This is a genomic window from Kribbella sp. VKM Ac-2566, from assembly GCF_004366005.1.
GTDB lineage: Bacteria > Actinomycetota > Actinomycetes > Propionibacteriales > Kribbellaceae > Kribbella > Kribbella pratensis.
Map to the genome: position 1 here is coordinate 247,322 of NZ_SODT01000014.1, position 13,357 is coordinate 260,678.

Genomic DNA, 13,357 nt, shown 5'->3' on the forward strand with positions numbered 1-13,357 from the left:
GATGGTCGTATTGAGCAGCACTCTCCGCCGCTTCCGCAGGCGAACCGCCGCGGACGCCGGTCAGGCCGCGCCCGAGCAGCGCCCGCAACCTGCTGCAGGGGACGAGGCGACGCCGGTCGACATCGCACCCAATGATCCGCTGCTGGCCTACCTGCAGAGCGCGAGCGGCGCAGTCGACGTAGAGACCCTCGAACTCGACTCACCGGCCTTGGCGGAGCTCAAGGCGGCGGGCGTGAAGCTCGCCGTACCGCTGGTGAGTCAGGGCGAGCTGATCGGCGTACTGAACCTCGGGCCGCGCCGCTCCGAGCAGGAGTACTCCAGTGACGACCGTCGGCTGCTCGACAATCTCGCCGCGCAGGCCGCGCCTGCCCTGCGGGTCGGCCAACTGGTCCGCCAGCAACAGGCCGAGGCCCGGACCCGCCAGCGCTTCGAGCAGGAACTCGAGGTCGCTCGGCTGATCCAGCAGAACTTCCTGCCCAAGCAGTTGCCCGAGCTGCCCGGCTGGCAGGTCGCGGCCTGCTACCAGCCGGCCCGGGAAGTGGGCGGTGACTTCTACGACGTGATCCCGCTGGCCGATGAGCAGGTCGGCTTCGTGATCGGTGACGTCACCGACAAGGGCGTACCGGCCGCGCTGGTGATGGCTGCCACCCGGAGCGTGCTGCGCGCCTCCGCGCAGCGACTGATCGAGCCCGGCCAGGTGCTCGAGCGGGTCAACGAGCACCTCTGCCCGGACATGCCGGCGAAGATGTTCGTCACCTGCCTGTACGGCGTTCTCGATCCGGTGACCGGCCGTTTCCGGTTCGCGAACGCCGGTCACGATCTGCCGTACGTCAAGACCGCCGAAGGCTCGGTCGAGTTGCGCGCCCGCGGCATGCCGCTGGGGCTGATGACCGGGATGTCCTACGAGGAGCACGAAACGCTGCTCGCCCCCGGCGACTCGCTGCTGCTGCACTCCGACGGCATCGTGGAAGCGCACGATCCGCAGGGACAGATGTTCGGATTCCCGCGCCTCAAGGAGTTGGTGGCGCGCTACCCGGGTGGGGGCGAGCTGATCGACCTCGTACTGGCCGATCTGCACGCGCACACCGGACCCGGTGCCGAGCAGGAGGACGACATCACGATGGTCGTCCTGCAACGGGAGCCGGCTCAGCGCTCCAACGGCCGGGTCACTCCGCAGATGCTCGCCGAGTTCGATGTGCCGAGCGTCGAGGGCAACGAGCGGCTGGCACTCGAACGGGTTTCCGGCCTCGTCGCTCCGCTCGGCCTCCCCGCCGCCCGGCTGCGCCGCCTCGAGACCGCGGTCGCCGAGGCCACGATGAACGCGATGGAGCACGGCAACTCCTACCGCGCCGACTGCCCGGTGACCGTTCGCGTGTACGGCGAGCCGAGTCAGGTCCGCGTCGAGGTCGCCGACCGCGGTGGCGCCCGGCCCGCCCCCGGTGAGACCGAGGTACCGGACCTGGAGGCCAAGCTCGCGGGGCTGCAGCGGCCGCGTGGGTGGGGGCTGTTCCTGATCAAGAACATGGTCGACGAAGCGCGGGAGACCACCGTCGGAGAACGCCACATCGTCGAGCTCGTCATGCACCTGGAACCGGTGCGGGAGGAAGGAGACGACGATGGCGACTCGTGAAGCGCTCGCCCACGTCCGGCTGCGGGACGGCGTGGCGGTCATCGAACTGGTCGGTGACCTGAACGCCGCGGCCGAGCCGGCCCTGGACGAAGCCTGGACCGCCGCGACGAGCGAGCGACCCGATGCCGTGGTGCTCAGCTTCGAGAACAGCGGCTACATCAACTCGACAGGTATCGCGCTCGTGGTCGGCCTGCTCGCGAGCGCACGGGCCCACCGGATCCCGATCCGGGCGTACGGGCTCAGCGACCACTACCGGGAGATCTTCGAGATCACCCGGCTGGCCGACTTCATGGCGATCGAGGACGACGAGGACCAAGCGATACACGGGGCGATACACGGGGCGATACACGGGGACGCACAGGGCGCGGGAGGGGACGGAAATGGCTGAGGCAACAGCGACATTCGACGTAAGGCGGCACGGGTCCGCCGGGGTTCTCGACATCCGGGGAGATGTCACAGCGGGTTCGGAGGACGTCCTGATGAAGGCGTACGAGAGCGCCGGGGAGGTGACGGCGGTGGTCCTCAACTTCGCCGGGCTCTCGTACATGAACAGCGGCGGCATCGGTCTGCTGGTCACCTTGCTGGTGCGCGCCAAGCGGCGTTCGCAACGGCTCCTGGCGTACGGGCTGTCCGAGCACTACCGCCAGATCTTCGAGCTGACCCGCCTCGACGAGGCGATCGGCATTCACGACACCGAGCAGGACGCGTTGGCCGCGGCCGGCGTGGCCCGGAGGGGTGAACACCATGAGTAGCAACGACGAGCAGCCCACCGCGGCGAACCGCGACGCGGCCAACTGGGCCAAGATGGTCTCGCGGCTGAAGGTCGCACAGGTACCGGACGGTGCCGTGAACCTCAACGTCGACGGCCGGCAGCTCGCGAGCCCGATCCAGGGGTTCGGGAAGATGTGGCAGAAGACGTACCTGGTGCGGCTGCCGGGGGAGCGGATCGCACCGGCCGAGGTGATCGCCACCTGGCGTCGGCAGTTCGGTGATTTCTGGCCGTCGGGGAATCACTTCTACGGACCGCTCACCGGCATCGAGCCTGGTGACGTCGCGCTCCTCAACCTGCGGATGCCCGGCGGCAGCAAGCTGTCGACCGGTGTGATGGTGCTGTACGCCGACGAGGAGTCGTTCACGCTGATGACGCCGCAGGGGCACATGTTCGCGGGCTGGATCACGTTCAGCGCGGCGCAGCAGGGCGACGAGACCGTCGTACAGACACAAGTTCTGATGCGTGCTTCGGATCCCGTCTTCGAGCTGGCGCTGACGATGGGAGGCCACGGTCAGGAAGACCGGTTCTGGGGCGAGACGCTCGGGAACGTCGCGGCGCACTTCGGCTGTCCGGAGGCGGTCGTCGACACAAAGGTCGTCTGCGTGGACAAGCGGCGCCAATGGTCGAGATGGCGCAACGTGTGGCACTCGTCGGCGATCCGCTCCGCGATCTACATGGCCGAAGCCCCCATCCGCGGCGCCCAGAACCTCACCCACCGCAGACACCCCGCTTCCTGACCGCTTCGGAACTTTCTGGCGGCGGCTACTCTCCGAAGAGCCAGTCGTCGTAGCGGGGGATCCAGCGGAAGTTCACCGGATCGTCGAAGGTGATCGGGACCTTGCCGCGGCCTTGGATGACAGTGGCCGGCCCGTTGGCGTGACCAACGGCGTACAGGTAGCCGGCCTTGGTGTCCTTGTCGATGCCGAGCAGGAGCGTGCCGTTCTGACCACACGGCTGGACGAGCATCGTTTCGAATCCTTGCCAGGTCGATCCGCGGACGAGCTTCACGACCGGCTTCATCGGCGAGGTCGTCGGGATGTGGATGGTGTAGAGCGCTCCGCTGCGGGTGTTGGCGAGGAACGTGTCGTAGGTCCGGGTCTTGCTGATCAGGGCCATCGACTTCACCGCGGCGAATCCCGGGTACGACGTCTTGGTGCGCCAGGCACCGGTGCGGTCGAAGGTCCAGCGGAAGAGCGTGCCGTCGTTGCGGAGTCCGTAAGCGTTCATCCGCCAGAAGTCACCGGTCGGCGACCGGTACTCGGCCCGTTCGAACCCGGTGAAGCTGCTCCAGCCGCCACCGACCCGCGAGAGGCCGGCGTTGACGATCTCGCCGTTCGCGGCCTTGTAGCCGCTGCCGTACAGCGCATCGCCCATGACGACGAAGCCGCTGACGTCGAGGCCGTCGTAGCCGTCGTCGGTGCCGATCATCGAGCTGCTCAGCCGGACCAGTCCGTCGGGGTACACATCGTGTGCCACGAGCTCGCCGGCGCCCGCTGTGGGCGGCACGGTCGCGCTGACGTGACGTGCCCGGTGGTCACCGCCGGCCGTCAGTGAACCCAGTGAGACCAGGCAGGACGCGGACGCCGTGGTAGAAGTCGCTCGCGCTTGCGAGCCGGCCGTGGAGGCGGTCGCCGGGACAGCGACCGCTCCCGCCGGTACTGCGGCGACCGCGAGGACTGCGAGTGCTGTGCGAAGACGGAACGTGCGAAGTGTTCTCATGGCGTCGCCCCTCACCAGCTGTGGGCGACGTCGACGACGACCCGGCTCGCCGTACCTGGACCGGTGAGTGTGAAGACGCGGAACGGGAGTCGGGCGCGGACGCCGAGTCCGATCGTTGTCTCACCCTCGAAGCTGCCTGCGCTGACGACCTGCCGGAACGTCCGGTAGCCGGCCACGTCGGTGAGCTCGTCGTAGTTCGCCGGGTTGTAGGTGTAGTGGTTGGTTTCGTCGTAGGACTGTGCCAGCAGGACGATCGCGAGCTTGGCGCCACCGCGGACCGGAACGAGCTTGCCCTCGCCGACGGTAAAGATGTCCTTCACGTACTCCACCCGGAACCAGAACGGCTTGCCGTCGATGTCGAACACGATCCGGTCGAAACACGCGTGCTGTCCGGTCCGGACGTCGGTCAGGTGACCCAAGCCCTGGAACGTACTTGCATCAGGCAACGAGCCCCAGCCGGTCGCGCAGCCGGCAGCGGTGGTGACGGCTGAGGCCTTGGACGGGCCGGCGAACGCCGGTACAGCGACCGCTCCCGCCGGTACTGCGGCGATTGCGAGCACCGCGAGTGCGGTGCGGATCGGTCTGCGGATGTCGATGGTCGGAATACATTTCACGATGCCCCCCTAAGGACACTCTGTTAGATGCACCCGGCAGACCGGAAGTTGCACATCGGCCCACCGGCCCTCGTATACAAGCGTTGGATTCATGTCGCGGGCCAGGATCGGGTCCTCCGCCCGCCGGCCGGGATAAGGTCCAGTTCTATGGAGGACGGAGGCGCGGACCTGCATCTCGAGTTGACGGCGGCCCGGGGGCGGGGAGACCTGGTGCGGGCGTTGCACGAGTCGATCCGGAGCGGACGGCTGGCGGCGGGGACCCGGTTGCCGTCGTCGCGGTCCCTGGCTCGCGATCTCGGCATCGCGCGGAACACGGTGGCCGATGCCTACGGGCAGCTCGTGGCCGAGGGGTGGCTGACGGCGCGGCAAGGGTCCGGGACAGTGGTTGCGAGCAGGGCCGCCGTACCGCCGTCGCCGGTCGTTTCGTTGCCCGAGGCCCGGAGTTTTCGGTACGACCTGACGCCGGGATCGCCGGATGTGGCGACGTTCCCGCGGACCGAGTGGCTGGCCGCCGCGCGGAAGGCGCTGACCGCGGCGCCGAACGAGGCGTTCGGCCTGGGGGATCCGCGCGGCCGGATCGAGTTGCGGCGAGTGCTGGCGGACTACCTGGCCAGGGCGCGCGGGGTGCGGGCCGATCCGGAGCGGATCCTGATCTGCTCGGGGTACGTGCAGGCGCTGAGTCTGCTGAGCGAGGCGATCAAGGCGCTCGGCGGTACGACGATCGCGGTCGAGGAGTTCGGGTACGGGCTGCATCGGGACGTGATCCGGGCGCGCGGGCTGGACGTGGCCGCCGTACCGGTCGACGAGTTGGGTGCGCAGACGGCCGGGCTGACCGGGCAGGGCGTGCTGCTCACGCCCGCGCACCAGATGCCGACGGGTGTGCCGCTCGCACCGGAGCGCCGTACCGCTGCCGTCGAGTGGGCGCGGGAGTCGGGGGCGGTGCTGCTCGAGGACGACTACGACGGCGAGTTCCGGTACGACCGGCAGGCGGTCGGGGCGTTGCAGGCGCTTGATCCGGAGCGGGTCGTCTACACGGGTACGGCGAGCAAGAGTCTCGCGCCGGGGCTGCGGCTCGCATGGATGGTGCTGCCGCAGCGGTTGATCGAGCCGGTGGTCGCGGCGAAGCGGACGGCGGACTTCCAGACCGCGACCCTCGAACAGCTCGTCCTCGCGGAATTCATTGCCTCCGGCCACTACGACCGTCATGTACGGAGGTCTCGCCTGCACTACCGTCGTCGCCGCGACCGCCTGGTGGAGCTGCTCGCGGTCCGCGCACCCACGGTCGAGGTCGCCGGCATCTCAGCCGGCCTGCACGTCCTCCTCGACGTTCCTGGCGACGCCGAAGACATGGTCACCCGAGCCGCCCGCCAGGGCCTCGGCCTCGCGACCCTCACGACGTACCACTTCAACCCCACCCCAGCCACCCGCCAGGCAGTGATCGTCGGCTACGGCACCCCACCCGACCACGCCTACCCCGGAGCCCTGGACCTCCTCTGCCAGGTCCTAGGCGTCTAGGTCCTCGCTGGATCACCAGACAGGACCTAACCGGCCGACGAGCGCCCGGATGTCGTCCGGGCCTACTCGACAGCAGCCTCCGACGTACGTCGCTCCCGCCTCGACCCAGCCGGATGCGAAGGTTGCCGGTCCCTCGCCGTTGCCGACCCACTTGCGGGCGATCGCGTCCCAGGACTCGCCGTGGTTGGGGTAGGCGATCGCGGGCTTGCCAGATACCGCGACTGCTGTCTGCACCGCGGCCCGGACGTCGGTGGGCCGGCAGCAGTTGATGCCCACCGCAACAACTTGAGGGATGGCGGGGATCGCGAAGGCTTCCGTGAGTGGTTGGCCGGCGCGGGTGTGGTCGCCCTCGATCGAGTACGAGAACCACGCGGGGAAGTCGAGTTCGTGCAGTAGCTCGACCAGGACCTCGGCCTCGTCCGTGTCGGGGATCGTTTCGACGGCGAGCAGGTCAGGCCCCGCGTTAGCGAGGAGTTCGAGGCGCGGACCGTGGAAGTCGCGGAGAACTTGTGAGCTCACGCCGTACCGGCCGCGGTACTCCGAGCCGTCGGCGAGCATCGCGCCGTACGGACCGACGGACGCGGCCACCAGCCGTCCGGGGAACTCGTCGCGGACCTCGAGCGCGACGCGGACGCTGCTTGTGATCAGGTGCTCGGCCTCGGCGCGTTCGACACCGGCGCGTTCGAAGCCGACCACGCTGGCCTGGTAGCTCGCCGTGGTGGCGACCATCGCGCCGGCCTCGTAGTACGCGCGGTGTACGGCGGCGATCTCCGACGGAGCGTCGCGCAGCAAGCGGGCGGACCAGAGTGCGTCGGACAGGTCGTGGCCGCGGTCCTCCAGGGCGTTCGACAGGCCGCCGTCCAGGATGACCGGATGGTCAGACACTTCGGACCAGTTCGAAGACCTCGTCCGCGCAGCCCCAGGAGAGCGTGACACCGGAGCCGCCGTGGCCGTAGCAGTGGATGATCGGCTCGCCGGAGCGGGTACGCACGAGCTCGCACCGGATCGCGGGTCGCGCAGGCCGCAGCCCGACGCGCTGACGGATGATTTTCGCCTTGCGTAGTTGGGGAACCAGCTCAGCCGCCCGCTCCATGATCTCCGCGGTGGTTTTGGGGTCGACAGCCAGGTTCCAGTCGCCGGGCTGGCTGGTGCCGCCGACGATCACGTCGTTCTGCCGCGGGATCACGTAGGTCAGCTCGTCCGGCGAACGGTCCGCGACCAACCAATCGGTCAGTCCGCACGGTTCAACCGTCAGCACCTGTCCACGAACCGGCGTGACGGTCGGATCGCTCGCGGTCAGCCGCGCGCCCAGCCCGGTGCAGTTCACCACGAGATCGGCCCCGGTCGGCAGCGCGGACAGCGCCGCGCGCGTCAGCGTCCCGCCCGCGGCCTCGAGCCGTTTCACCAACGCAGGCAGGTACGCCGGCATGTCGATCACCGGCGACGTGAAGGCCCACCCGTCCACGAACCCGGCCGGCGGCGACGCGACCCGCGTGAGATCCGGGAGTACGTCGGCCCACCGCGGATCCGGTTTCCGCTCCACGAGGAACTCGCGCCCGTGCCGCAGCTGCACCGACGGCTCGATCTCCGCCAGCTTCGCGAACTCTTCGTACGTCGCCCGCGACCAGCCTGCCACCCGGTCCTCCGGCGCCGACAGATACGGGTACCAGATCGCGGCCGCCACGGACGAGGTCGTCTCCAACGGCAGATCGCGGGCGAACACCGCCACGTCGTACCCGCCCTCGGCGAGCCGGATGGCACAGCTCAGCCCGATCACGCCCGCACCCACCACGATCACGCGCATTCCCACAGTCTTACCTACACACGGTGATCACGCCAGGCGCGCTAGTGCAGGTCGACGGCCAGCGAGTAGAAGCGGGTGATCTGGGTGGCGCCGTTGTTGTCGTCCGACATCAGGTACAGCTGCCGCCGTCCGCCCGGCAGGTATCCGCCGAGCGCGAGCGCCTCGACGTTGTCCAGCAATGGGTTCGGCTGCGGCTGCTTCGCGACCGCGCCCGACGGCGGGCAGTCCACGAGGTCGAACAGCAGCTTCTTCTGCAGAAACACCGACTCGGGCGCATCCGCCAGCGAGGCCTGAGCGGTCACGTCGACAGCGTGCCGCAGCGACACCGTGAACACGCGGATCGTGTTCCCGACGCCCGGCGTGTACGTCCGCTCCATCGACACCAGTTCGGTCGGGCTCGCCGACGCGAGCTCGACGAGCGCAAGTCCCGGATCCGGCTTGTAGGCGTACTGCGCGACCGGCCGGTACTCGTGTCCAGGCAGGCCGAGGTACCGGATGATGCGGTTCCGCGTGCGGTTGTCGGCGTCGGTCCCGTCCGAGGCGAGCGGGCCCTCCATCCCGGCGTACAGTGACAGACCGTCACGGCTGACCGCCAGCGACTCGAACGTCGCGTTGCTGGTCGCCTCACCGGCCGGCGCGACCTGGAAGCGGGCCGGCACCGGCAGCTGACCGATCTGCTTGCCGTCCGACAGCCGGAAGCGCCGGATCGACGGCTCCCGCTCCGACGTCGCCAGAATGGTCTGGTTGCCCCGCTCGACAACGAGCCCTTCGCCGTCGAAGTCGCCGCCGTTGTACGGCGTACCGTCCGGACGCCGGAGGATCGTCATCCCGTCGACCTGCACCGAGGTCGGCTCGCTGTTCACCTTCAGGTCGAACACGCGGGCCGGCGTGGTCGCGACGTTGTCGACGAGCGCGACCGCGCTGTGCGGCCCGGTCACGTTGAGTGCCGACAGCCCGGCCACCGGCTGTCCGCCGTACGTCGTCTTGTCGAGCGCATCGCTGAAGCCGAGGAGCGTTGCGTCCGGCGAACACGCACCGCCCCGCTGGACAGAAGTCGCGGACGCGGTGAGCGCCGTGGTGAGGGCGGTCAGGACGACTGCTGCGGCCAGCGGCTGGTGCCAACGCATTCCGAACTCCTTAGGGGTGTCGACAGCTGCGATCAAAACCTATCCTGCGCAACGGCAGTTGAACGCATGGTTACTCGCTGACGCCGCGACTCAGCAGGACGGTCGCGATGAAGGTTCGGTACAACTGCAGCGGGTCATCATTGCGCAAGGCAACGACCTTCTCCTCGCGCCGCTCGACGCCGCGCAGTTCGCAGGCCAGCTCGGCGAACGCGCCGTTGTGGAAGCGAACGGTCAGCTCGGCGGGCAGCGGGATGCTCGGCAACCGGATGTCGCTCAGCCGGGCGAGCGCGCGGCGGGCACCGTCGTGGATCAGCTCCCTGGCCCGTTCCGGATGCACCGACAGGGCAGCGTTGTGCGACACCGAGTCTTTCACGACGACCGATTCGATCTCCGGACAGAACGCCTGTGCCTCGTCGATCGTCACCCGGTCACCCGAGATCAGTACGACGGGAACGCCGTACGCCAGCGCAGCGAGCGCGTTGATCCCGGCCTCACCGGTGATCGCGCCGTTCAGCCGGACCTCGGCGATCGCCCGCGGGTTGTACGTGTGATGCAGCACGGACGACGTCGACCCCGCCGACCCGTGGTACGAGACGAAGAACGCGGCGTCGAACGAGTCGTCGAGGCCCTGCATCATGTACAGCGGCTTGTGCTTCCCGGACAGGTAGCTCGCGCGGCCGTGCAGTTCGTCCGGGCGCAGGTTCTGCATCGTCGAGTGCGAGTCGTTCACCAGGAACTCGGTCCCGCCCGCGGCCAGCGCGCCGTCGATCGCGGCGTTCACCTCGGCCTGCAGTTGGCCCCGGTAGTACTCGTACTCCGGTCCCGGTCCGCGACACTGGCTCCAGTCGACGACCCCCGCCGTACCCTCCATGTCTGTCGACAAGAAGATCTTCATCTACCGCACCATACAAGGCCGTTTCGGGTCGAACTCCCAGTCCTCGATCAGGTACTGCATCGCGATCGCGTCGTTGCGCGCCCCGAGGCCGTGCTTCAGGTACAGCTCGTGCGCGGCCGCCAGCGCGTCGCGGTCGAGTTCGACCCCGAGCCCCGGTCGCGTCGGTACGGCGATCTCGCCGCCGGCGATCTGCAGCGGCTCCTTGGTCAGGGCCTGCCCGTCCTGCCAGATCCAGTGCGTGTCGAGCGCGGTGATGTCACCCGGCGCGGCCGCGCCCACGTGCGTGAACATCGCCAGCGAGATGTCGAAGTGGTTGTTGGAGTGCGAACCCCAGGTCAGCCCGAAGTCGTGACACAGCTGCGCGACCCGCACCGACCCGGCCATCGTCCAGAAGTGCGGATCCGCCAACGGGATGTCGACCGCGTCCGTCCGGATCGCGTGCGCGAGCTCGCGCCAGTCGGTCGCGATCATGTTGGTCGCCGTCCGCAGACCGGTCTGCCGCTTGAACTCGGCCATCGTCTCGCGCCCGGAGAACCCGGACTCGGCGCCGCACGGATCCTCGACATACGCCAGTACGTCGTCCAGACCCGAGCAGACCGCGACCGCCTCGCGGACCAGCCACGCGCCGTTCGGGTCGACCGTGATGCGCGCCGCGGGGAACCGCTCGTGCAGCGCCCGGACCGCGTCCACCTCGACATGCGGATCGAACACGCCACCTTTGAGCTTGAAGTCCGCAAACCCGTACCGCTCCTGCGCCGCCACAGCCAGCTCCACCACCGCCTCAGCCGTCAGAGCCGGCCTCCGCCTGAGCCCGAGCCACCCATCCGCACCACCCTCCTCTATCCGGTAGGGCAGGTCTGTTAGCGCAACATCTCCTACATAAAACAGGTATCCCAGCACCGGGACCGCGGCACGCTGCTGCCCGTCACCAAGCAATTCAGCGACAGGTACGCCGAGATGCTGCCCAAGGAGATCGAGCAGCGCCGACTCGAGCCCCGTCACGGCATGCACCGTCGTCCGGAGGTCGTAGGTCTGCAGCCCGCGCCCACCACTGTCACGACCTGCGAAGGTGGTGGAGATGGTCTGAAGCAGGTGACGGTATCGACCGAGCGACTGGTTGACGAGGAGCGGCGCAGCGTCCCGGATCGTGCTGGCGATCCGCTCGCCGCCGGGGACCTCGCCGAGGCCGGTGTTGCCCGAGCTGTCGGTGACGATCACGACGTTCCGGGTGAAGAATGGCCCGTGCGCCCCGCTCAGATTCAGCAGCATGCTGTCGTACCCGGCAACCGGCACGACCTCCACCGAGGTGACGGTAGGCGTCATTTCACCTTCCCGATCAACTCCGCGAGCTGTGTGAGTTCCTCGTCGCTGAGGTCCTGCAACGGCGGCCGGACCGGCCCAGCGCTGCGCCCGATCACGTTGACGCCGGCCTTCACGATCGAAACGGCGTACCCCTTGGTCCGATCGCGGATGTCCAGGTAGGGAATCACGAACTCCCGGAGCTTCTGGTAGACCGAATCGCGGTCCTGGGCGATCACGTCGGCGTAGAAGCCGAGGGCGAACTCCGGCACGAAGTTGAAGATCGCCGACGAGTACGTGCTGTACCCGAGCTGCAGCAACGGCAGCGCGAACGTCTCCGCCGTCGGCAGCCCGCCGACGTACGTGAGCCGCTCGCCGACCCGTGCGTACGTCCGCGTCATCTGCTCGACGTTCCCGACGCCGTCCTTGAGGCACACGAAATTCGGGTTCTTGTCCGCGAGCTCCGCGACCGTCACGTCATCGAGGATCGCGTTCGCCCGGCTGTAGACCGTCACCCCGAGGCCCGTACTGCGGCACACCGCCGACACATGCTCGATCAAACCACGCTGACCCGCCTCGGTCAGGTACGGCGGGAACAGCAGCACCCCGTCCGCACCGGCCGCCTCCGCCGCCTGGGCGCCCGCCACCGCGGACGCGGTTCCACCGGTCGCCGGCGCGATCACCGGGACCCGCCCGTTCACCTCGGAAACAGCGGTCCGTACGACGGTGTCGATCTCCACCGGCGTCAGCGAGAAGCCCTCGCCGGTCCCGCCCGCGGCGAACAGGCCTGCGACGTCGAACTGGCTCAGCCAGGACAAGTGCTCGCGGTACCCGGCCTCGTTGAAGCTGAGGTCCGCGTGGAAGTGCGTCACGGGAAACGAGAGCAGGCCGGTTTTGAGCTGCGCGGCGAGTTCAGTGGGGGAGTAGTGGGTCACGCCGTCAGCGTAGGAACGTCGGTGGATACCTGTCCAAGATCGATTTTGGATCTAATGATGCTCTGGGAGCATCGTGAGCACGCGCTGCAGGACCGGGCTGGTCGCGTCCTGCCGCCAGATCGCGTGCAACTCGACCGCCTCGACAGGTCCGCCCGGTCCGTCCAGGTCGCAGTACGTCACGCCCTCGACGCCGAGGTGCCGGGCCGACGCCGGTACGAGCGCGACCCCGCGACCGGCGGCGACCAGCAGGATCACCGTGAGGATCTGTTGCACCCGCTGCTCGATCCGCGGATGCGACTCGGCGAGGAACCGGACGGTCAACTCGTGGAAGTACCGCGCCTGGGTCGGCGAGTAGCTGATCACCTGCTCCCCGCTGAAGTCCGCCGACGTCAACGGCCGGCCGAGCGCGGCGAGCCGATGGTTGCCGGGGACAACAGCGCACAACGGCTCGCGGACCACGATCCGGGAGTCCAGTACGCCGGAGTCGAACGGCGGCCGCCCGAGCCCGAGATCCAGCTCGCCGCGCAGCAGCCCGTCGATCTGCGCGGGCGTGACCCGCTCGTGCAGGATCACGTCGACGTCCGGCAGTTCCTCGGACAGCCGGCGCAGCAGCGGCCCGAGCGTCCGGATCGCCGACGTGGCCGTGAACCCGAGCCGCAGCGTTCCCGCGGCGCCCTGGTCCACCCGGCGCGCGAGATCGCCCGCGGTCTCGACCAGCGCGAGCAGCCGGCGTGCCTCGGTGAGGAACGCCTGCCCGGCCTCGGTCAGCTCGACCTTGCGGTTGTCGCGCTCGAGCAGCCGCGCGCCGACGGCCCGCTCGAGCTTCTGCACCTGGCGGCTCAACGGCGGCTGAGTCATGTTCAGCCGCTCGGCGGCGCGACCGAAGTGCAGCTCCTCGGCGACGGCGACGAACGCGCTCAGCTGGTCGAGCGAAAACATGATGCAGGAAAGGTATCACTCGATGCCACATCGGCCTTGGACACGCATGATCCACCCTTCTTACGCTCACGCAATCGAGCCGGAGGACCACTCTCCGCAGAGGAGGAT

14 protein-coding genes are annotated in these 13,357 nt (G+C 68.7%); 5 read left to right on the plus strand and 9 right to left on the minus strand.

Annotation, left to right across the window (positions count from 1 at the left end):
* Window position 1 precedes the first annotated feature (1 nt).
* The 4 genes from EV647_RS35065 to EV647_RS35080 are packed head-to-tail and all read left to right on the plus strand — an operon-like array spanning window position 2 to window position 3,139.
* The gene (locus EV647_RS35065) at window positions 2-1,630 is read left to right on the plus strand and encodes a SpoIIE family protein phosphatase (protein ID WP_134010810.1); all 1,629 of its coding nucleotides are present in this window, start codon (window positions 2-4) and stop codon (window positions 1,628-1,630) included.
* Window positions 1,617-2,018, plus strand: a complete 402-nt coding sequence (locus EV647_RS35070) for an STAS domain-containing protein (RefSeq protein WP_134010812.1) — start codon at window positions 1,617-1,619, stop codon at window positions 2,016-2,018. The genes EV647_RS35065 and EV647_RS35070 overlap by 14 nt, the downstream gene beginning before the upstream one ends.
* On the plus strand, window positions 2,011-2,382 hold the full coding sequence (locus tag EV647_RS35075) for an STAS domain-containing protein (RefSeq protein ID WP_134010814.1): 372 nt from the start codon (window positions 2,011-2,013) through the stop codon (window positions 2,380-2,382). Before EV647_RS35070 ends, EV647_RS35075 begins: the two co-directional genes overlap by 8 nt.
* Window positions 2,375-3,139: a hypothetical protein gene (locus EV647_RS35080; protein ID WP_134010816.1), complete on the plus strand. Its 765-nt coding sequence runs from the start codon at window positions 2,375-2,377 to the stop codon at window positions 3,137-3,139. The genes EV647_RS35075 and EV647_RS35080 overlap by 8 nt, the downstream gene beginning before the upstream one ends.
* 25 nt (window positions 3,140-3,164) lie before the next feature.
* Here the strand turns inward: EV647_RS35080 and EV647_RS35085 are convergent, their stop codons facing one another.
* Window positions 3,165-4,121, minus strand: coding sequence for a hypothetical protein (locus tag EV647_RS35085; RefSeq protein WP_238177555.1), 957 nt, complete (start codon window positions 4,119-4,121; stop codon window positions 3,165-3,167).
* Between the two features lie 11 nt (window positions 4,122-4,132).
* Entirely contained in the window at window positions 4,133-4,735 is a 603-nt protein-coding gene (locus EV647_RS35090; RefSeq protein WP_238177556.1) for a hypothetical protein, read from the minus strand.
* Between the two features lie 147 nt (window positions 4,736-4,882).
* Here EV647_RS35090 and EV647_RS35095 point away from each other — a divergent pair, with 147 nt between their 5' ends.
* A complete protein-coding gene (locus tag EV647_RS35095) occupies window positions 4,883-6,250 on the plus strand; it encodes a PLP-dependent aminotransferase family protein (RefSeq protein WP_134010818.1) in 1,368 nt (455 codons plus the stop codon).
* A gap of 12 nt (window positions 6,251-6,262) precedes the next feature.
* Here the strand turns inward: EV647_RS35095 and mmuM are convergent, their stop codons facing one another.
* The 7 genes from mmuM to EV647_RS35130 all read right to left on the minus strand — a co-directional run bounded on the left by mmuM (window position 6,263) and on the right by EV647_RS35130 (window position 13,249).
* Window positions 6,263-7,135: a homocysteine S-methyltransferase gene (gene mmuM, locus EV647_RS35100; RefSeq protein ID WP_134010820.1), complete on the minus strand. Its 873-nt coding sequence runs from the start codon at window positions 7,133-7,135 to the stop codon at window positions 6,263-6,265.
* On the minus strand, window positions 7,128-8,054 hold the full coding sequence (locus EV647_RS35105; protein ID WP_134010822.1) for an FAD-dependent oxidoreductase: 927 nt from the start codon (window positions 8,052-8,054) through the stop codon (window positions 7,128-7,130). The genes mmuM and EV647_RS35105 overlap by 8 nt, the downstream gene beginning before the upstream one ends.
* 41 nt (window positions 8,055-8,095) lie before the next feature.
* Window positions 8,096-9,181, minus strand: coding sequence for an esterase-like activity of phytase family protein (locus EV647_RS35110; protein WP_134010824.1), 1,086 nt, complete (start codon window positions 9,179-9,181; stop codon window positions 8,096-8,098).
* Between the two features lie 70 nt (window positions 9,182-9,251).
* Complete coding sequence (locus EV647_RS35115) at window positions 9,252-10,076, minus strand: M55 family metallopeptidase (RefSeq protein ID WP_134010826.1); 825 nt, start codon at window positions 10,074-10,076, stop codon at window positions 9,252-9,254.
* Window positions 10,077-11,399, minus strand: coding sequence for an enolase C-terminal domain-like protein (locus EV647_RS35120; RefSeq protein WP_134010828.1), 1,323 nt, complete (start codon window positions 11,397-11,399; stop codon window positions 10,077-10,079).
* Window positions 11,396-12,310 (minus strand): 5-dehydro-4-deoxyglucarate dehydratase, encoded by a 915-nt coding sequence (kdgD, locus tag EV647_RS35125; protein ID WP_134010830.1) that lies wholly within the window; start codon window positions 12,308-12,310, stop codon window positions 11,396-11,398. Before kdgD ends, EV647_RS35120 begins: the two co-directional genes overlap by 4 nt.
* Before the next feature lie 51 nt (window positions 12,311-12,361).
* Window positions 12,362-13,249, minus strand: a complete 888-nt coding sequence (locus EV647_RS35130) for a LysR family transcriptional regulator (RefSeq protein WP_134010832.1) — start codon at window positions 13,247-13,249, stop codon at window positions 12,362-12,364.
* Window positions 13,250-13,357: the final 108 nt, after the last annotated feature.

Coding starts and splice junctions, on each gene's coding strand:
- EV647_RS35065 (WP_134010810.1), top strand. CDS start 2: ATGGTCGTATTGAGCAGCACTCTCCGCCGCTTCCGCAGGCGAACCGCC.
- EV647_RS35120 (WP_134010828.1), bottom strand. CDS start 11,399: ATGACGCCTACCGTCACCTCGGTGGAGGTCGTGCCGGTTGCCGGGTAC.
- EV647_RS35080 (WP_134010816.1), top strand. CDS start 2,375: ATGAGTAGCAACGACGAGCAGCCCACCGCGGCGAACCGCGACGCGGCC.
- EV647_RS35110 (WP_134010824.1), bottom strand. CDS start 9,181: ATGCGTTGGCACCAGCCGCTGGCCGCAGCAGTCGTCCTGACCGCCCTC.
- EV647_RS35105 (WP_134010822.1), bottom strand. CDS start 8,054: ATGCGCGTGATCGTGGTGGGTGCGGGCGTGATCGGGCTGAGCTGTGCC.
- EV647_RS35115 (WP_134010826.1), bottom strand. CDS start 10,076: ATGAAGATCTTCTTGTCGACAGACATGGAGGGTACGGCGGGGGTCGTC.
- EV647_RS35085 (WP_238177555.1), bottom strand. CDS start 4,121: ATGAGAACACTTCGCACGTTCCGTCTTCGCACAGCACTCGCAGTCCTC.
- EV647_RS35070 (WP_134010812.1), top strand. CDS start 1,617: ATGGCGACTCGTGAAGCGCTCGCCCACGTCCGGCTGCGGGACGGCGTG.
- EV647_RS35130 (WP_134010832.1), bottom strand. CDS start 13,249: ATGTTTTCGCTCGACCAGCTGAGCGCGTTCGTCGCCGTCGCCGAGGAG.
- EV647_RS35075 (WP_134010814.1), top strand. CDS start 2,011: ATGGCTGAGGCAACAGCGACATTCGACGTAAGGCGGCACGGGTCCGCC.
- EV647_RS35095 (WP_134010818.1), top strand. CDS start 4,883: ATGGAGGACGGAGGCGCGGACCTGCATCTCGAGTTGACGGCGGCCCGG.